General features: G+C 47.4%; 20 protein-coding genes. 2 read left to right on the top strand and 18 right to left on the bottom strand.

The genetic code is table 11. The features are described from left to right. Window positions 1-10: 10 nt before the first annotated feature. The 17 genes from nagZ to FD977_RS08005 all read right to left on the bottom strand — a co-directional run bounded on the left by nagZ (window position 11) and on the right by FD977_RS08005 (window position 15,434). Window positions 11-1,099 (bottom strand): beta-N-acetylhexosaminidase, encoded by a 1,089-nt coding sequence (nagZ, locus tag FD977_RS07925; RefSeq protein WP_215304767.1) that lies wholly within the window; start codon window positions 1,097-1,099, stop codon window positions 11-13. A 44-nt stretch (window positions 1,100-1,143) separates the two neighbouring features. Beyond that, the gene (acpS, locus tag FD977_RS07930; RefSeq protein ID WP_215304769.1) at window positions 1,144-1,536 is read right to left on the bottom strand and encodes a holo-ACP synthase; all 393 of its coding nucleotides are present in this window, start codon (window positions 1,534-1,536) and stop codon (window positions 1,144-1,146) included. Window positions 1,537-1,551: 15 nt separating this feature from the next. Next, window positions 1,552-2,295 (bottom strand): pyridoxine 5'-phosphate synthase, encoded by a 744-nt coding sequence (gene pdxJ / locus FD977_RS07935; protein WP_215304770.1) that lies wholly within the window; start codon window positions 2,293-2,295, stop codon window positions 1,552-1,554. Window positions 2,296-2,307: 12 nt separating this feature from the next. Then, window positions 2,308-3,042 (bottom strand): DNA repair protein RecO, encoded by a 735-nt coding sequence (recO, locus tag FD977_RS07940; protein ID WP_215304772.1) that lies wholly within the window; start codon window positions 3,040-3,042, stop codon window positions 2,308-2,310. Window positions 3,043-3,048: 6 nt separating this feature from the next. Then, window positions 3,049-3,984, bottom strand: a complete 936-nt coding sequence (gene era, locus FD977_RS07945) for a GTPase Era (RefSeq protein WP_215304774.1) — start codon at window positions 3,982-3,984, stop codon at window positions 3,049-3,051. Window positions 3,985-3,986: 2 nt separating this feature from the next. After that, complete coding sequence (gene rnc, locus FD977_RS07950) at window positions 3,987-4,778, bottom strand: ribonuclease III (RefSeq protein ID WP_215304776.1); 792 nt, start codon at window positions 4,776-4,778, stop codon at window positions 3,987-3,989. A gap of 4 nt (window positions 4,779-4,782) precedes the next feature. Beyond that, window positions 4,783-5,589, bottom strand: coding sequence for a signal peptidase I (gene lepB, locus FD977_RS07955; RefSeq protein WP_215304778.1), 807 nt, complete (start codon window positions 5,587-5,589; stop codon window positions 4,783-4,785). Further along, window positions 5,589-7,394: a translation elongation factor 4 gene (lepA, locus tag FD977_RS07960; protein ID WP_215307103.1), complete on the bottom strand. Its 1,806-nt coding sequence runs from the start codon at window positions 7,392-7,394 to the stop codon at window positions 5,589-5,591. The genes lepB and lepA overlap by 1 nt, the downstream gene beginning before the upstream one ends. Before the next feature lie 144 nt (window positions 7,395-7,538). Beyond that, on the bottom strand, window positions 7,539-8,987 hold the full coding sequence (locus FD977_RS07965) for a DegQ family serine endoprotease (protein WP_215304780.1): 1,449 nt from the start codon (window positions 8,985-8,987) through the stop codon (window positions 7,539-7,541). 70 nt (window positions 8,988-9,057) lie between these two features. Further along, the gene (fabF, locus tag FD977_RS07970; RefSeq protein WP_215304781.1) at window positions 9,058-10,305 is read right to left on the bottom strand and encodes a beta-ketoacyl-ACP synthase II; all 1,248 of its coding nucleotides are present in this window, start codon (window positions 10,303-10,305) and stop codon (window positions 9,058-9,060) included. Between the two features lie 28 nt (window positions 10,306-10,333). Then, window positions 10,334-10,573: an acyl carrier protein gene (gene acpP / locus FD977_RS07975; RefSeq protein WP_046330561.1), complete on the bottom strand. Its 240-nt coding sequence runs from the start codon at window positions 10,571-10,573 to the stop codon at window positions 10,334-10,336. A gap of 102 nt (window positions 10,574-10,675) precedes the next feature. Beyond that, a complete protein-coding gene (gene fabG / locus FD977_RS07980; protein ID WP_215304783.1) occupies window positions 10,676-11,419 on the bottom strand; it encodes a 3-oxoacyl-ACP reductase FabG in 744 nt (247 codons plus the stop codon). Window positions 11,420-11,470: 51 nt separating this feature from the next. Then, a complete protein-coding gene (gene fabD, locus FD977_RS07985; RefSeq protein ID WP_215304785.1) occupies window positions 11,471-12,406 on the bottom strand; it encodes an ACP S-malonyltransferase in 936 nt (311 codons plus the stop codon). A gap of 81 nt (window positions 12,407-12,487) precedes the next feature. Continuing rightward, on the bottom strand, window positions 12,488-13,474 hold the full coding sequence (locus FD977_RS07990; protein WP_215304787.1) for a beta-ketoacyl-ACP synthase III: 987 nt from the start codon (window positions 13,472-13,474) through the stop codon (window positions 12,488-12,490). Further along, a complete protein-coding gene (gene plsX / locus FD977_RS07995) occupies window positions 13,471-14,487 on the bottom strand; it encodes a phosphate acyltransferase PlsX (RefSeq protein ID WP_215304789.1) in 1,017 nt (338 codons plus the stop codon). The genes FD977_RS07990 and plsX overlap by 4 nt, the downstream gene beginning before the upstream one ends. 83 nt (window positions 14,488-14,570) lie before the next feature. Continuing rightward, on the bottom strand, window positions 14,571-14,750 hold the full coding sequence (gene rpmF / locus FD977_RS08000; protein WP_011902241.1) for a 50S ribosomal protein L32: 180 nt from the start codon (window positions 14,748-14,750) through the stop codon (window positions 14,571-14,573). A gap of 105 nt (window positions 14,751-14,855) precedes the next feature. Continuing rightward, complete coding sequence (locus tag FD977_RS08005) at window positions 14,856-15,434, bottom strand: YceD family protein (protein ID WP_215304791.1); 579 nt, start codon at window positions 15,432-15,434, stop codon at window positions 14,856-14,858. Window positions 15,435-15,477: 43 nt separating this feature from the next. Between FD977_RS08005 and FD977_RS08010 the strand changes: the two genes are divergently transcribed. Continuing rightward, on the top strand, window positions 15,478-16,071 hold the full coding sequence (locus FD977_RS08010; protein WP_215304792.1) for a Maf family nucleotide pyrophosphatase: 594 nt from the start codon (window positions 15,478-15,480) through the stop codon (window positions 16,069-16,071). Continuing rightward, the gene (locus tag FD977_RS08015; protein WP_215304794.1) at window positions 16,071-16,844 is read left to right on the top strand and encodes an SAM-dependent methyltransferase; all 774 of its coding nucleotides are present in this window, start codon (window positions 16,071-16,073) and stop codon (window positions 16,842-16,844) included. Before FD977_RS08010 ends, FD977_RS08015 begins: the two co-directional genes overlap by 1 nt. Window positions 16,845-16,880: 36 nt before the next feature. Here the strand turns inward: FD977_RS08015 and FD977_RS08020 are convergent, their stop codons facing one another. Then, window positions 16,881-17,840, bottom strand: a complete 960-nt coding sequence (locus FD977_RS08020) for a S49 family peptidase (RefSeq protein WP_215304796.1) — start codon at window positions 17,838-17,840, stop codon at window positions 16,881-16,883. Between the last annotated feature and the right edge of the window lie 5 nt (window positions 17,841-17,845).

The following is a 17,845-nucleotide window of genomic DNA, read 5'->3' on the forward strand; positions in this document are numbered from 1 at the left end:
TTTTTATTTCCTAAGCAATGAGCTTCAACTGCCGGAGCAAGCCTTTGGCATGCTGGTATTGAGCCTCATCTTGCAACTCATCCCAGGCAGGAGCTATGGCAGTCGGCATCAAGCGATTTAATCGAATAGCAGACTCCGCTTGTTTTGCTTTAGAAACTTTTAACTGACTGAGTAATTGATCTGCAAGATCAGGGCGATTGCAAATCAACACTGCATCGCAGCCTGCTTCAAGTGCTATGTCGGCGCCCTTAACTACAGAACCAGCGACACTGGCACCCTCCATTGAAAGGTCATCACTAAAGATCACCCCTTCAAAACCTAACTCTTGACGCAAAATAGAATGCAGCCAAACCTTAGAAAATCCTGCTGGACTTTTATCTACTTTTGGGTAAATCACATGCGCCGGCATTACTGCAGTCAAGCTCAGATCTAACCACTCATAAGGCTTAGCATCATCATTCAGAATGTTCTCTAATGGACGCTCATCCACTGGAATAGCCACATGAGAATCCGCCTCTGCCCAACCATGACCAGGAAAATGCTTTCCGCAGTTCGCCATACCCGCAAGGCGAAGGCCCTCATTCAAACTCTTAGCCAATGCAAAGGTAATTTGTGGATCACGACTAAAGGCACGATCACCGATTACACCGCTACGACCAAAGTCTAAATCCAGGACAGGAGTAAAACTAAAGTCCACACCACAAGCTCTTAACTCGGCAGCTAAGACATAGCCACAGGCAGTAGCTGCAGCCATAGCGATGGCGGCTGATTCAGCGGCATGTTTTGATTTATCTGTTGATTTATTTTTTGTCCCCCAAAGCTCGCCAAGCTTGCGCATAGCAGGCAAATGGGTAAAGCCATCCGTTCTGCAGCGCTGCACACGTCCACCCTCATGATCAATCGAGATCAATACATCGGGACGGAGTTTTTTAATCTCTGCAGTGAGTTTAGTGAGCTGCTTGCGATTAGCAAAGTTTCTTCCAAATAAAATCACACCACCGGTAAGGGGGTGCAAGATGCGACGACGATCTTCTGCATTTAACTCGAGACCAACAACATCTAAAGTAACTGGGCCTGGTTTCATAGTCGACTTAGTCATGCATTCCTCGAAATTTTTTGTTTTATATACTTTTGAGAGTGGTTTTATTTTTGAACTACGATAACGTGGGCAATAGCCATGTCTTGCTCATCACTGACAGTGACCTGAGCTTCCCAATTTTTATCCTGCATAAATTGTGCGAGTGCGCCCAAATACGATGTCACTGGTTTACCGCTAGGCTCATTCAGGGTTTGGAGCAATCTCCAGGTCATTGGCATTCTCATACCCAGGCCAATGGCTTTGGAGAATGCCTCTTTTGCGGCAAAGCGTGTTGCCAAGAAAGCAATGCCCCGCTTGTGATTTCTGGCTAAGCGATGTTTAAAAACCAACAACTCATCTGGGCCTAAGATTTTTTCAGCAAGGCGACCATTGGTACGGTCGTAAGCAGCTTGAAGCCGCTCGATCTGCAGAATGTCTGTACCTATGCCAATGATCATTTGATGTTGAATCTTTTAAGTGTGTGCCCTACCCTGAACCATCAGGGCCTTCATGTCCGTAATTGCTTTTTGCCAACCTTTAAAGAGTGCCTCAGCAACAATGGCATGACCAATATTGAGCTCAGATAGCTCGACAATGCCAGCAACTGGAATTACATTGCCCTCGTGTAAACCATGGCCAGCATTAACCCGTAAGCCAATGTTTTTTCCAAACTGGGCTGCTGTTCTGATGCGCTCGAGCTCTTGCTTCTGTTGATCACCAGCTAGATCTGCGTAACGACCAGTATGTAATTCAACTACTGTGGCACCCACATCTTTAGCGGCTTGGATTTGCCGCTCTTCGGGATCAATAAAAAGTGAAACCCGTATACCAGCAGCTTTTAATTGCGTAGTGGCAGCTTTGACTGCTTCAAAGTGGCCTATGACATCTAAGCCACCCTCAGTAGTTACTTCCTCTCGCTTTTCAGGAACAAGACACACATCGTGTGGCTGAACCCGACAGGCGATATTAATCATCTCGGGAGTAACGGCACACTCTAAGTTCATACGCGTCTGAATCAAAGGACGAAGCGCCAATAAATCTGCATCCTTAATATGGCGACGATCCTCACGTAAATGTAAGGTAATTAAATCAGCGCCAACTTCTTCAGCCAAGCGAGCAGCTTTTAATGGATCAGGGTAGGTCGTACCACGCGCATTACGCAGGGTAGCGACGTGATCGATGTTGATGCCAAGCTCAAGGATATTAGGATTACTCATTCTTGTAGATTACTAGATTTTCTTAAGATCAATCAAAATCTGACGGGTAGTGAGCACCTGATCCTGTAGATGCAAACCCAACAAGAAGCGCATCAACTGCTTACTCTCAGAAAGCGTCTCTTGATCTGAAAAGTCTCCCGCTGCAATGGCTAGGAGGGATTTGCCGCTTAAGACTGGCCAATGGCCTGGATCATCTCCTTGCGCAGGCCTGACACCACGTTCTGGCTGATAAACGTACTGCTCATTTGAGATGGGGGCGCTATTGGTTTCAACACAGCGGTCTAACGTTGCTGCATAGCCGGTCTCTTGCAAGAGCGTTAACTCAAATGGGCGCAAAATTTCTTCTAAGCCCTTGGATTCAAATTCGAGATTCGATAAGGCGGAGATGGTATCGGTGTAATGGTCGTAGAGTTTTTCATAGTCGTCTTCACGAGCCAGAAACTTGACTAGCAACTCATTGAGATAGAAGCCACAGAGCAAGGCATCGCCTACTAAAGAGGGTGTACCACCGACCCACTCTGATTTCGTTAAAGTACGCAGCTCAGACTTGCCGCTCCAAGAAACCAAAAGCGGTTGAAAACGCTGTAAGACTGGACGCAATACCGAATGGGGACGCTTGGCGCCTTTAGCAATCAGGGCCATACGACCATATTGCCGTGTAAACACATCCAGAATTAAGCTAGTTTCCTTATAAGGAATGCTGTGCAATACAAAAGCAGGTTCGTCAGCAACACGAATGGAGGCCATAGCTACTTACTCTAGACCCTGAGCCCGTAATTCAGCACGATCGTCTGCCCAGCCACGTTTGACCTTAACCCAAGTCTCTAAGAAGACTTTGCCGTCAAAGAGCTTTTCCATATCAATACGGGCATCGGTAGAGATCTTCTTGAGTCGCTCACCCTTGGCGCCAATAATCATCGCCTTATGACTATCACGATCAACCAAAATCGTTGCTGCAATCCTGCGCATCTTGCCATCCATCTTGAACTGATCAATGACTACTGTGCTGGTGTAAGGCAACTCCTCACCAGTGAAGCGGAAAACTTTCTCGCGCAGAATCTCGGCCGCCAAGAAGCGCTCACTGCGATCAGTAATGGTATCGCCATCGTAGACTGCCGGTGCTTCAGGCAAATAACCCTCAAGCACATCTAATAATCTTTCAATATCCCCAGGACTCTTGGCGCTCATCGGGACGATTTCAGAAAACTCACACTTCTGATCTTCATGCCCACCTAATTCATACCAAGGCTGACTCATTTCTTTCATGAAATTAAGTAATGCTTGATCGCGCTCAGAGGGAGTCTGAAAACGGCTATTAAATAGATCCAATTTATTTAAGACTAGGACAACAGGTAAGTCATGTGGCAGTAATTTCAAAACCTTCTTGTCATCCTCGCCAAAGTAACCAGCCTCAACTACAAAGCACGCTACATTCACATCTTGCAGGGCTGTGGTTACCGTACGGTTCAAGGCCTTGTTGAGGGTGTTCATTAAACGCGTCTGAAAGCCCGGCGTATCAATGAAAATGAACTGCGCCTCTTCGCGATTCTGAATACCTAAAATACGATGGCGTGTAGTTTGTGCCTTACGCGAGGTAATGCTGATCTTCTGCCCAACCAAAGAATTCAAGAGAGTCGATTTGCCCATATTGGGACGGCCAACGATGGCGATGGTGCCGCATCTAAACACGATTAGCCCTTCAGCTTAAGATTAAACTGCTCTTCGGTTGCCACTTTTTTTGCCGCTTTCTTTTTAGCCGACCGAGTCTTTTTGGGCTTACCCAGCACTTGGGGCAAGGCCTTCAGTGCTGCGATGAGTGCCAGCTTTGCTGCTGCTTGCTCTGCTGCACGTCGTGAGGCGCCCTCGCCTTTCACAGCAACCTTCAGGTTCGGTATTAAACATTCCACTTCAAACTGCTGATTGTGGGCTGCGCCAGTAGTACCTGTGACGTTATAGGTAGGTAGTGGCAACTGATAGCTTTGTAAACACTCCTGCAATAAAGTCTTATCGTCCTTACCTAAGGTTTTAGGGTCAACATTAGCCAAAATAATGGAATAGAGTTTACGCAAACAGGTCTTGGCAGCATCAAACCCACCATCTAAAAATATTGCGCCAGTGACTGCTTCAAGAGTGTCAGCCAAAATAGATGGGCGACGGAAGCCACCACTCTTTAGCTCACCCTCGCCTAAGCGCAGGTAGTCAGATAGTAATAGCGTTTGAGCAATCTCATAGAGCGCTTGCTGCTTGACTAAGTTAGCCCGTACGCGAGAAAGATCGCCTTCATCTAGATCTGAATAACGCTCATAGAGCATTTCAGCAACAACGCAATTGAGAATCGAATCACCTAAAAACTCTAGGCGCTCATTATTTTTCTTGCTGTGGCTTCGGTGCGTTAAAGCTTGATTAAGCAGCTCTAGTTTTTTAAACGTATAGCCTAGTTGCGCTTGCAGCGGTGCAGTTTCGATGGCGGTGCGAGCGTTCATGGTCTTATTCGAAGCCGCCAATACGGCCAAGATTTCCGAGATTTAGCCAAACAAAGAATGCTCTACCCACAATATTCTTATCCGGCACAAATCCCCAGTAACGGGAATCAGCACTGTTATCGCGGTTATCGCCCATAGCAAAGTAATGTCCTGCTGGGACAGTACAAGTGAGTCCAGCGTTAATGTATTGGCAGTTTTCAAATCCAGGAAAACGCTCTGCAGGGAACATGCCAGCAGGGCGATCAGGATCATTCAAAATCTCATGCTGATTGCCACCTAAGCCTGCAGGAAAAGATTCTGCAAATCGCTTGGCGTAACGCATATTTTCCGGATCAAGATAATGCTCGCCGCCACTGTATTGTAATGGCTGACTATTCACGGTTAAACGCTTGTCTTGATAAGTAATGGTGTCGCCTGGCAAAGCCACAACACGTTTGATGTAGTCAATCGATTCATCACGAGGATAGCGAAATACCACAACATCGCCACGCTGAGGGGAGCCTAGATCGACAACCTTCTGATTAATCACTGGCAAACGAATGCCGTAAGTAAATTTATTCACCAGAATAAAGTCACCAATCTGCAAGGTTGGGATCATCGAGCCTGATGGGATTTTGAAGGGCTCCACAATAAATGAGCGCAACACAAATACTGCGCAAATTACTGGAAAGAAGCCCGCCGTATATTCCAGCCACAAGGGCATACGATCGATGCCGACCTTACGTCTTTGCGGAGCAAAGTAATAGCGGTCAGCAATCCAAGCAATGCCAGACACTACTACCAAGATAAAGAGGATGAGGGCAAAGTTCATTAGTCGTCTACCTGCAAAATGGCTAAGAAGGCTTCCTGCGGAATCTCCACATTACCCACCTGCTTCATGCGTTTCTTACCTTCTTTTTGTTTCTCTAATAATTTACGCTTACGGGAAATATCACCACCGTAACATTTAGCTAATACGTTCTTACGCAATGCCTTGACGTTTTCACGAGCAACGATGTTGCTGCCAATTGCTGCCTGAATAGCCACATCAAACATTTGACGCGGAATAATGCCGCGCATCTTAGCGACTACTTCACGACCACGGTGCTGACTGTTGCTGCGGTGAACAATCACCGATAGAGCATCAACTCGCTCGCTATTAATCAGGATGTCAACTTTAACCACATCAGCCGGACGATATTCCTTGAACTCATAGTCCATAGATGCATAGCCACGAGAAATAGATTTCATTTTGTCGAAGAAATCCAAGACAATCTCCGCCATCGGCAACTCATAAGTCAGCTTCACTTGGCGACCAAGGTAATTCATATCCATCTGAATACCGCGCTTACCAACGCACAGGGTAATAATCGCGCCCACATACTCTTGCGGCATATACAGATTGACTGTCACGATTGGCTCAAGAATCGTATTGATCTTGCTGGCCTCGGGCATCTTCGATGGGTTATCTACTGACAAGATACTGCCGTCAGATTGCTCCACCTGATACACCACCGTTGGCGCGGTGGTAATGAGATTCATACCGTACTGACGCTCTAAGCGCTCTTGCACGATCTCCATATGAAGCAGACCCAAGAAGCCGCAACGGAATCCAAAACCAAGTGCTTGTGATACCTCTGGCTCATACAAGAGCGAGGCATCATTTAACTGCAGCTTCTCTAAAGACTCACGGAGTTGATCGTATTCGCTCGACTCTACTGGGTAAAGTCCAGCAAACACCTGAGGCTTGACCTCTTTAAAACCTGGAAGTGGTGCTGTTGCAGGAATGCGACCCTGCTGCCCCGGGGTATGCGTGACCGTATCACCCACCTTGGCAGCCTTTAATTCTTTAATGCCCGCAATGACGAAGCCTACCTGACCGGCAGACAACTCTGGGCGGTCTACAGACTTTGGACTAAAGACACCAACATGCTCAACTAAATGACTCGAGCCATTGGACATCAAGGTAATTTTTTCTTTTGGCTTGAGAGTGCCGTTTACGACACGCACTAACATCACTACACCAACATAATTATCAAACCACGAATCGATAATCAATGCTTGCAATGGATCTGTTGCGCTACCTTTTGGCGGAGGCACGCGTGCAATCATTTCTTCGATGACATCCTGCACACCTAATCCCGTTTTAGCTGAACAGGTCACCGCTTCAGATGCATCAATACCAATGACATCTTCAATCTCTTGTTTCGCGCGCTCAGGATCAGCCTGTGGCAAATCAATCTTATTGAGCACGGGCACCACTTCAACACCTAACTCTAGGGCCATGTAGCAGTTAGCGACTGTTTGGGCTTCAACGCCTTGACTGGCATCGACCACTAGTAATGCACCTTCGCATGCTGACAAAGAGCGGCTAACCTCATAGGAGAAATCAACGTGTCCCGGGGTATCAATCAAATTGATGTTGTAGGTTTTACCGTCCTTAGATTTATAACTCAGCGCTGCAGTTTGGGCTTTAATAGTGATGCCACGCTCACGTTCGATATCCATCGAATCCAGAACCTGGGCTTCCATTTCACGATCAGAGAGACCGCCACAGAGTTGAATAATGCGATCAGCAAGCGTTGATTTGCCGTGATCAATATGGGCGATGATAGAAAAATTGCGGATTAAATCCATAGCGTCTTGTGTAGTCTTCAAAAAACGCCTTGTCAGAACGCACCACGATGATGCGCTGCAAAAAGTCGTCTTGGGATGATTGTAATGGGTGGCGCCAAATTAGCGCCAAACCCCCTTATTTCATCCAAAAAACAAGGTTTTGGCTTATTTTGGCCTTACCGGAATAATCAGAGTGCTATCAGCCCGACGTACAAAGACCGGAACTGACTTATTGGCATCCAAACCATTTACAAGACCCTCAAACTGCTTTACCCCAGTGATATCGGCATCAGCAATTCGGATGATGACGTCCCCAGGGCGCACCCCTGAGCGCGCTAAGGGGCCATCCCCTAGGCCGGTAACCTCAACGCCTCCGCGGATGTTGAGCTCTTTTTTCTTGCTATCTGAGAGTTCAGAAACTACCACCCCAAGAGAATTGGCGTTTCCACCGGCTGAACCTGAGTTGTCGGACTTCTTCACAGCGGCTTGACCTACTTCGGTATCCACCACAGAGACCATCAAGTCCTTAGTGGAGCCTTTACGCCAAACCTGAACGTTAGCGCTGGTTCCTGGCTTGGTTTCCCCAACAGCTCTTGGTAGGTCAGTGGATTTGCCAATATCACGACCATTAAAGCTCAGAATCACGTCCCCAGACTCAATGCCGCCCGCCGCCGCCGGGCCGCCTGGCTCAACATTTCGAACGAAGGCGCCACGAGGCTTACCTAGACCCAAGCTCTCTGCAATCTCTTTAGTCATCTCACCCAAAGCGACGCCAATCCGGCCACGAGTCATTTTTCCATTGGTACGCAACTGCTCTGCAACCCGCATTGCTTCATCAATGGGAATGGCAAAAGAAATACCCATATATCCACCAGAGCGACTAAAGATTTGCGAGTTAATACCAATCACCTGTCCGGCTGTATTTAATAGCGGTCCACCCGAGTTGCCAGGATTCACAGCGACGTCAGTCTGAATGAAGGGTAAGTAATCCCCGGTATCACGGCTCTTGGCAGACACGATGCCAGCAGTCACGGTGTTTTCTAGGCCAAATGGGGAGCCAATTGCTAATACCCATTCACCTACCCTCACTCGAGAAGAGTCACCTAGTGGCAACTTAGGCAAATCACGTGCATCGATTTTGACTACCGCCATATCGGTTCGCTTATCCATACCCAACAACTTGGCTTTGTACTCGCGCTTGTCCGTCAAGGTGACGTAGATGGTATTCGCGCCCTCGACAACGTGGGCATTCGTCAAAATTAAGCCATTGGATTCAATAATGAAGCCAGAGCCTACGCCGCGATCAGCCTCTTGAGGCTTACCAGGATTAGGTTGCGCTTGCTTAGGCCCGCCAGGCAATCCTGGCATAGGCACACCAAAGAAACGACGGAAAAACTCCGCCTGATCCTCAGGCATCCCCGGAATACCCCCCTGAGCTTGCTGCTGCATTACTTTTTCAGTAGTTCGGATATTCACCACAGCAGGACTAGCCCGCTCAACCAAGTCGGCAAAGTCAGGAATGGAGACACGTGGACTCTGGGCATAGGCCTGGGGGATAAGCGCGATTTGCCCCAAGCTAAACATAGCCAAGAACGCAATAAGATACTTTTTCATAGTGCTATAGACCTGCTTGGTAAAAACCAATAATTAAAGAAAAGAGGGAAGAAACTACCTAATAAGAATATTAGGTCAGTTTGCCAAAAATCAAGGTACCGTTAGTACCCCCAAAGCCAAAGTTGTTTTTCACGGCATGGTCAATCTTCACATCGCGAGCAGTATTGGCGCAGTAGTCCAAATCACACTCTGGATCTTGATTGAAGATATTGATTGTTGGTGGAGATTTCTGGTTGTGCAGCGCCAGAATAGTAAAGACAGACTCTAAGCCGCCAGCACCACCTAAGAGGTGACCGGTCATCGATTTAGTAGAGTTAATCAATGTCTTCCTAGCGTGATCGCCAAGGGCAGCTTTAATCGCACCGGTTTCATTCTTATCACCTAAAGGTGTAGAAGTACCGTGTGCGTTGATGTATTGAATTTGATCTGGATTTAAACCGGCATCGCGCATGGCGTTGACCATACAGCGACGTGGGCCATCCATATTTGGGGCAGTCATGTGATATGCATCACCACTCATACCAAAGCCCAAGAGCTCGCAGTAGATTTTTGCACCACGTGCTTTAGCATGCTCGTATTCTTCTAGCACCACAACACCTGCACCCTCACCTAGAACGAAACCATCACGGTCTCTGTCCCATGGGCGTGAAGCAGTTGCAGGATCATCGTTGCGAGTGGATAGTGCACGAGCTGAGGCAAAGCCACCAACGCCCAATGCAGAGATAGTGGATTCAGCCCCACCAGCAACCATCACATCAGCATCGCCATACTGAATTAAGCGTGCTGCCAAACCAATGCTGTGTAAGCCAGTAGTGCAAGCTGTAACTGCAGCCACGTTTGGCCCCTTAAGACCAAACAAGATGCTGAGATGACCAGAAATCATATTAATGATTGAGCCTGGCACAAAAAATGGAGAGATGCGACGAGGGCCGCGAGCTAATAATTCAGCGCCAGTCTCTTCAATCATCGGCAAACCGCCAATGCCTGAGCCAACCATGACGCCTACACGCTCCGCGTTCTCTTCGGTTATCTGTAAACCACTGTCACGAATCGCTTGCGTACCAGCTGCGATACCGAAATGGATAAAGGTATCCATATGGCGCGCCTCTTTGGCAGAAACATATTCTTCGACATTGAAATCTTTCACCTCACCAGCGAAATGCACGCTGAGCGGAGTATGGTCAAACTTCGTGATGGTAGCAATGCCTGATTTGCCCGCGAGCAAATTAGACCAAGCTACATCAACCGAGTTACCAACTGGTGAAATCAGGCCTAGGCCGGTAACAACAACCCGGCGGCGGCCATTTGATGCTGACACAGTAATAGCTTTTAACTAAGCTAGGGAATTAACCCTGAGCTTTTGACTGAGCAAAATCGATAGCAAGCTGAACAGTAGTAATTTTCTCAGCTTCTTCATCCGGAATTTCAATCCCGAACTCATCTTCCAAAGCCATTACCAATTCAACAGTGTCAAGAGAGTCCGCGCCTAAGTCATTCACAAAAGAAGATTCATTCTTGATCTCTGCTTCTGCGACGCCCAATTGCTCAGCGACGATCTTCTTAACGCGTTGTTCGATGTTATCCATTAATTCCCCCAAGGGTTGTAAAAAAACGATGAAAAGGATTTTATCAGCTTGGCAGGCTAAATTAGTAAATCCGCCAAAAAATGATCAATTCCTGCTTTGTTTTTAGGCTAAATAGAGTCCGCCATTGACATGTAAGGTATTTCCAGTGATATATCCGGCCGCTGGAGAGGCTAAAAACGCCACTGCCTGGGCTACATCTTCTGGGCTACCCAGACGTGCCAAAGGAATATTGGCTTTTAGGGCATTTTGCTGCTCTTCACTCAAAGCACGGGTCATATCTGTATCAATAAAGCCGGGGGCTACACAATTCACAGTGATATTGCGACTACCGATTTCGCGGGCCAAAGCACGGGTCATACCTGAAACACCGGATTTTGCGGCAGCGTAATTAGCCTGCCCAGGGTTGCCCATATGACCAACAATCGAGGTGATATTAATAATGCGGCCAGCGCGCGCTTTCATCATAGGTCGCATCACCGCCTGCGACAAACGGAAAACCGCACTTAAGTTGGTATCGATCACATCGGTCCACTCATCTGTTTTCATGCGCATCGCTAGGTTATCGCGAGTGATGCCTGCGTTATTGACCAAAATACTGATACCGCCAAAATCTTTGACTATCAAATCAATAATGTCTTCGCAAGCTTTTGGATCGGTCACATTCAATACCTCACCACGACCACCACTCGCTTGTAAACGGGTGTTGATAGCCTTAGCGCCATCTGCAGAAGTGGCAGTACCAATTACCTTGGCACCACATTTCACTAGCTCGTCCGCAATGGCTTGGCCAATACCGCGCGATGCGCCGGTCACTAATGCAATTTGTCCACTTAAGTCGAGATTCATATTTGTCTTCCGTTCTTTATTTCGTATTTCTTCTATTGCTGATTCGTATTATTACTTTACGGCAGCCAATGCCTCATTGAGGCTGACCTCATCGAAGATAGGCAGCCCAACAACATTTTCATTGATGCGCTTAGTTAATCCAGCCAATACCTTGCCAGGACCGCATTCAACCACTTGAGTAATTCCCTGCTGCGCCATCGCATTAATTGTCTCTTGCCAACGCACAGGCTTGGCAGCTTGACGCACTAAAGCATCCTTGATGGCTGCTGGGTCATTTAATACATTGACATCCACGTTATTGACTACAGAGATAGTCGGGACTTTAAATTCAATATCAGCCAAGTAGCCTTTGAGTTTTTCAGAAGCAGGTTGTAGCAATGATGAATGAAATGGTGCGGATACGGGCAATGGCAAAGCACGCTTTGCGCCAGCTGCCTTGAGTAATTCACAAGCCTTGGTCACTGCATCACTACCGCCAGCAATCACTACTTGCCCTGGAGCATTAAAGTTTACGGCCTCCACTACGCCACCAGAGGCTGCAGCAGCCTCAGCACAAACCGTCTTCACTATCGCATCATCTAAGCCCAAGATTGCGGCCATACCGCCAGTGCCAACAGGTACTGCTGTTTGCATAGCTTGCGCACGAAAGCGCACCAAAGGTACGGCATCTTTAAAGGCAATTACGCCTGAAGCAACCAATGCAGAGTACTCACCCAAACTATGACCAGCCATCATTTTGGGAACGGCGCCACCAGAAGCTAACCAAGCGCGATAAAACGCAATCGCTGCAGTCAGCATCACAGGTTGTGTATTAGTGGTTAAGGACAATGCCTCAGCGGGGCCATCAGCAATGAGTTTTGCAACATCTTCACCTAAAGCTTCTGAAGCTTCCTGCAAAGTCGCGCGGACTTCAGGGCGATCAGCAATGGTGTTGAGCATCCCAACAGATTGGGAACCTTGGCCAGGGAATACAAATGCAAATGTCATAGGATTAATCGCTGAATAATAGTTGTGAATGTATTTTTAGCTTTTGTGCTTTGCTTTAGTGTTTTGCTTTAGTACTTCGCTTTAGTACTTTACAACTGCTGCGCCCCAAGCAAAACCGCCGCCCACACCCTCTAGCAAGAGATGTTGACCACGTTGAATTTGACCAGAGCGCACGCCAACATCGAGCGCAAGCGGAATAGAAGCAGCAGAAGTATTGCCATGTTCATGGACAGTCACAATGACTTTATCCATTGACATGCCCATCTTGCGAGCCGTGCTCTCCATAATGCGGATATTGGCTTGGTGTGGCACCAACCAATCAATTTGCTCTGGTTTGAGATTGGCCTTTTCTAAAGCCTCATGAGCGACTTGCTCAAGTACTTTGACAGCCAACTTAAACACTGCAGGGCCATCCATAGTTAAGTAAGCAGTTCCCTCAACCCCACCCTGCTTAGCGCGCCCTGGCACACACAGAATATCGCGTTGACTACCATCCGCATGTAAGGCTGTTGCCAAAATACCTGGCTCTTTCGAAGCTTCGAGAACCACTGCCCCAGCACCATCACCAAACAAAACAGAAGTAGTGCGATCTTGGAAATCCAAAATGCGAGAGAAAGTTTCTGCACCGAGAACTAATACTTTTTTGTAAGTGCCCGTACGAATAAATGCATCCGCAATTGCGAGAGCATAAGTAAAGCCAGCACAGACTGCCTGGACATCGAATGCTGCGCAATTGGTATGAGCGCCCAACTTGTCTTGCACTACGCAAGCCGTGCTGGGGAAGCCACCCAAATGATCGGGTGTCGATGTTGCCAAAATAATCAAATCGAGATCTTCAGAAGTACAGCCAGCCGCCTCTAATGCCGCTTGGGCTGCCTTGACTGCCAGATCACTCGTGAGTTGATTTTCTGCAGCAAAGTGACGAGCAGAAATTCCGCTGCGAGTCACGATCCACTCATCACTAGTTTCAAGACCAATCTTCGCTAAACGTTCAACCAAGTCTTGATTGCTCAAACGCTGCTCCGGAAGATAACTTCCAGTTCCGGCTATCCGTGAATAAGTACTCATGATTGCTTTGTCTCCGCCGCAAAAGCTAGAGCGATCCGCTCTACCATGCGATTTTTTGCTGCTTCATATGCGCGCTCGAGCGCAAAACCAAATGCAAAACGATCCGCTGAACCGTGGCTCTTAATCACGCAACCACGTAAACCTAATAATACCGCCCCGTTATAGCGACGATGATCCACGCGCTTGCGAACACGTAATAAGGGCACCATGGCACAGATCGCCATGAGTTTAGTCAGCCATGAGCGATTAAATTCTTGTTTAATTAGGCCGCTCATCATCTTTGCTAAGCCTTCGCTAGCCTTGAGAACAACGTTACCCACAAAACCGTCGCACACCACGATATCCGTAGTGCCTTTAAAAATATCATTGCCTTCTACATTGCCATAAAAGTTGAGATTTGTTTGGCGTAGCAACTCACTCGTCTGCTTCACTACTTCATTACCTTTAATTACTTCCTCGCCAATATTCAGAAGACCGATGGAGGGATTTTGTGTACCATCGACTACTTGAACCATCACGTTAGCCATTTGTGCAAATTGCACCAAATGCATAGGCTCGCAGTCTGCGTTAGCGCCAAGATCCAACATCGTAGTACCGCGCCCTTTTTCATTCGGGATTGCAGTAGCAATTGCGGGACGATCCACACCATCCAGCGTTTTGAGAATGTAGCGAGAGATGGCCATCAAGGCGCCAGTATTACCAGAGGAGATGATCGCGTCAGCCAGGCCTTCTTTAACCTGCTCGATGGCAACTCGCATGGAAGAATCTTTTTTACGACGCAATGCCACCTCAATGGGGTCATCCATCAAGACGACTTCACTAGCGGAAATAATTTGAATGCGCTCCATAAGCGCTTTTGGAAATTGACTCAGGGCTTGCTCGAGCGACTCCGAATTGCCAACTAAAACAATCTTCACATCAGCATGTTTTTCGAGAAAATCGCAACAAGCGGGGACAGTAACGACTATCCCATGATCTCCGCCCATAGCATCGATAGCAAGTGTGACACTCATAAAATCAGGTATTGCTGCAAGTGGTTTTTTTAAAGAAAAAAGCGGCTTTAAATGGAGCCGCTTCTATCTTTCAGACTAAAGAATTAGTCGTTTTTTGTTTTAACAACTTTACGGCCACGGTAGTAGCCGTTTGGTGAAATGTGGTGGCGCAAATGAGCCTCACCAGTTGTGGCTTCAACAGCCGTAGCAGGTGCGGTCAAAAAGTCGTGCGCACGGTGCATGCCACGTTTGGATGGGGATTTTTTATTCTGTTGGACGGCCATATTGAACTCCTAAGCAAGGCGACATTCTAGCATGTAAATTGAGATAAATGCCTGATTGACTGATAAAGCAGATTTGAAAACCCACCCCTAAAGGGTGGGGTTAAATCAATTTTTCTTTATATTTTTCAATATGTTAAAGGGATTCTGAGGCTTTTCTGAGGCATCTCTAGCTTCATCGCCCTCGCCAAATGAGGAGGCATGGGGCTGGCAAGCGCCCTCTGGATGCTTTGGAATTAAGGGCATGGAAAGGAGGATTTCATCCTCAATCAGCCCTAGAAGGTCAAATTGCTGACTTGCCACCAAAGGTTCTTGTTGATCATCCTCTATAGGAAAGGCGTCAGCCTCCTCCTCGGTGGCCACCATGACAAATCGACTCTCTTGAGCCAAATCCAGGCCGCAGTCCTGCAAACAGCTCTGACAAACTAGGTGAATACGGCCTTTTACAGCTAATTTCAAAATTTGCCGGGGCTCAGAACCAGGAGAATCTGCAAAATGGGTCTTTAATTCCCAATGAAAGCCATCGCCAGGCTCAACACTAGAGGCCTCTTCAGTCAGCCTAGGTAGGGCTGAAATCTCCAAAAATCCAGCTCCTTGATAGGACTGAGGGGCGCAAAAGTCGATCCGGCTCAAAGCCTTAGGATCAGCGGATAGCTCAACTTGAGGTAAAACTTGATTACGATTCATGACATCAGTCTAAATGAAGGCTTTAGCGAAAGTACAAGTAGCGATGAGTAATTCTGCAAAAAAACTAATTCTGGCATCTACCTCGGTCTACCGTCGGGAGCTTTTAGAACGCCTGCGTATTCCCTTTGATGTCATCTCCCCCCAAGTGGATGAAACCCCCCTTCCAGGAGAAGACACTGTGAATTTAGCCTTGCGCTTAGCTAAAGCAAAAGCTGCGGCAGTGGCCAAAGATCATCCGCAAGCTTGGATCATTGGCTCAGATCAAGTGGCCGACCTGTGTGGAGCGGCTATTGGTAAGCCAGGAAACTTTGAGCGCGCCATGGCGCAACTACAACTCATGCGTGGTGCCACTGTGACTTTTCAAACAGCGCTGTGTCTCATGCATGGCGATTTCGAAACGACAATCAATGTTCCTACGCAGGTTACCTTTCGCAAACTGGCTGATGATGTTCTGGAGGCATACCTCCATGCCGAGGAGCCCTATGACTGTGCTGGTAGCGCTAAGTCTGAAGGCTTGGGAATCTCACTCTTGGAATCCATCAAGAGCGATGATCCCACTGCATTAATTGGCTTGCCATTAATTGCACTCAGTAGCTTATTGCGTGAAGCTGGCTTTGTTATTCCAGGTAAAAAATAATGGGTTCAACACTAGGTACTCTCTTTTTGATTCCCAATACCTTGGGTGATGATGCTCGGGTGGAGCAGTTACCTTGGGTTTTGCCAAGTGAAACTATTACCCAAACTGCCAAACTCACCCACTGGATTGTGGAGGATGCAAAAACTGCCCGTGCTTTTTTAAAAGCAGTCGATAGCGTTTCGCCCTTAGCTTGCACTATTCAAGAAATGCAGATGAGTGAGTGGCGTGGTGTTGCACGCAATGCTAAGTATGGTGACGCTGTTAAACCGATAGATTTACTCAAGCCCCTCATTGCCGGAAAAGACATGGGGCTCATGTCAGAAGCTGGCGTTCCGGGGGTGGCGGATCCTGGTGCAGAGCTTGTACTGGCAGCGCATAAGCTGGGTGCCAAAGTAAAGCCTTTGGTTGGTCCAAGCTCTATTCTGCTGGGCCTCATGGCCAGCGGTTTGAATGGTCAGCGCTTTGCGTTTCAGGGTTATGTTCCGCATGACGTGCAAGACCGTGTAGCACGACTGAAACAACTGGAAGTGGAATCTAGAAAATTACAGCAGACGCAAATTTGGATTGAGACACCGTATCGCAATACTGCAATGCTGATGGCCTGCCTGAATACGCTGTCACCGCAATCCATGCTTTGCATGGGAATGGATTTGAGCTTGCCAACTGAGATGATCACTACGCTATCCATTGCAGATTGGCGCAAGCGCTTTCCAAATGAGGCTGCCTGCGCCTCATTACAAAATAGGCCAGCAGTATTTCTATTGCTGGCCTAGATGTCTTGTTAGCTAGGTTACTGATCTATCGTTTTTTTACTTTAGATCAGGGGTTTTAATTAAAGCCTTGCCTGCTGCAGCGCCAACTTCAGCGCCGAAACGTTTAGCAACACGTTCTGCGAAATTCTCTTTCATGGTGTAGTCCAAAATATCTGGCGCTTTGAAGATATCGCGCGCTACTGTCTCTACTGTTCCATAACCATCGACTAAGCCAATTTTGATTGCTTGCTCGCCATTCCAAACGCGGCCCGTGAACATCTCTGGAGTTTCTTTAAGACGATCGCCACGACCTGCTTTGACCACCGCAATAAATTGCTGATGAATCTCATCAATCATGGTTTTAATCATTTCTACTTGCTGTGGATTTTCTTTGGAGAATGGATCCATCATCCCCTTATTCGAGCCGGCAGTAATCATGCGACGAGTCACGCCTAATTTATCCATCAAACCAGTAAAACCAAAGCCTTCCATGATCACGCCAATAGATCCCACTAAGCTCGCCTTATCGACCAAAATTTTATCGCCAGCAACAGCGACGTAGTAGCCACCTGAAGCGCAGATATCTTCTACTACGACATAAAACGGTTTGCTTGGATAGAGTTTGCGTAAGCGATGAATTTCATCATTCATCATGCCAGCCTGAACAGGAGAGCCGCCAGGGCTATTGATACGCAAGACTACGCCTGCACTGTTTTCATTCTCAAAAGCAGCCGTAAGCGAAGAATTGATATCCAAAGCATTGGCCATCGAGCTTGAAGAAATCTCCCCTTCCAGTGTGACTAAGGCGGTGTGTTTCTCCATCCCCATGCCGCGCCCTGGTAGATGAAAATCAAATACAGCCAGTATTACGCCAACAAAGATCAGGAGGGTGAGAATACGAAACACTGCTTTCCAGCGACGCGCCTTACGAGTCTCTTTTAAATTCTCTAGCAATAAATGCTCAAGGGCTTGACGCTCCCAATTTTGATTCGCATTCTCAGATTGATTTTGATCCATCTTCT

Source organism: Polynucleobacter sp. AP-Elch-400A-B2 (assembly GCF_018688355.1).
Classification (GTDB): domain Bacteria; phylum Pseudomonadota; class Gammaproteobacteria; order Burkholderiales; family Burkholderiaceae; genus Polynucleobacter.

What these genes read in the sequence shown, in the direction of transcription:
- nagZ (WP_215304767.1), bottom strand. Translation starts at nt 1,099, where the DNA reads ATGACTAAGTCGACTATGAAACCAGGCCCAGTTACTTTAGATGTTGTT.
- acpS (WP_215304769.1), bottom strand. Translation starts at nt 1,536, where the DNA reads ATGATCATTGGCATAGGTACAGACATTCTGCAGATCGAGCGGCTTCAA.
- pdxJ (WP_215304770.1), bottom strand. Translation starts at nt 2,295, where the DNA reads ATGAGTAATCCTAATATCCTTGAGCTTGGCATCAACATCGATCACGTC.
- recO (WP_215304772.1), bottom strand. Translation starts at nt 3,042, where the DNA reads ATGGCCTCCATTCGTGTTGCTGACGAACCTGCTTTTGTATTGCACAGC.
- rnc (WP_215304776.1), bottom strand. Translation starts at nt 4,778, where the DNA reads ATGAACGCTCGCACCGCCATCGAAACTGCACCGCTGCAAGCGCAACTA.
- lepB (WP_215304778.1), bottom strand. Translation starts at nt 5,589, where the DNA reads ATGAACTTTGCCCTCATCCTCTTTATCTTGGTAGTAGTGTCTGGCATT.
- lepA (WP_215307103.1), bottom strand. Translation starts at nt 7,394, where the DNA reads ATGGATTTAATCCGCAATTTTTCTATCATCGCCCATATTGATCACGGC.
- FD977_RS07965 (WP_215304780.1), bottom strand. Translation starts at nt 8,987, where the DNA reads ATGAAAAAGTATCTTATTGCGTTCTTGGCTATGTTTAGCTTGGGGCAA.
- acpP (WP_046330561.1), bottom strand. Translation starts at nt 10,573, where the DNA reads ATGGATAACATCGAACAACGCGTTAAGAAGATCGTCGCTGAGCAATTG.
- fabG (WP_215304783.1), bottom strand. Translation starts at nt 11,419, where the DNA reads ATGAATCTCGACTTAAGTGGACAAATTGCATTAGTGACCGGCGCATCG.
- fabD (WP_215304785.1), bottom strand. Translation starts at nt 12,406, where the DNA reads ATGACATTTGCATTTGTATTCCCTGGCCAAGGTTCCCAATCTGTTGGG.
- FD977_RS07990 (WP_215304787.1), bottom strand. Translation starts at nt 13,474, where the DNA reads ATGAGTACTTATTCACGGATAGCCGGAACTGGAAGTTATCTTCCGGAG.
- plsX (WP_215304789.1), bottom strand. Translation starts at nt 14,487, where the DNA reads ATGAGTGTCACACTTGCTATCGATGCTATGGGCGGAGATCATGGGATA.
- rpmF (WP_011902241.1), bottom strand. Translation starts at nt 14,750, where the DNA reads ATGGCCGTCCAACAGAATAAAAAATCCCCATCCAAACGTGGCATGCAC.
- FD977_RS08005 (WP_215304791.1), bottom strand. Translation starts at nt 15,434, where the DNA reads ATGAATCGTAATCAAGTTTTACCTCAAGTTGAGCTATCCGCTGATCCT.
- FD977_RS08010 (WP_215304792.1), top strand. Translation starts at nt 15,478, where the DNA reads ATGAGTAATTCTGCAAAAAAACTAATTCTGGCATCTACCTCGGTCTAC.
- FD977_RS08015 (WP_215304794.1), top strand. Translation starts at nt 16,071, where the DNA reads ATGGGTTCAACACTAGGTACTCTCTTTTTGATTCCCAATACCTTGGGT.
- FD977_RS08020 (WP_215304796.1), bottom strand. Translation starts at nt 17,840, where the DNA reads ATGGATCAAAATCAATCTGAGAATGCGAATCAAAATTGGGAGCGTCAA.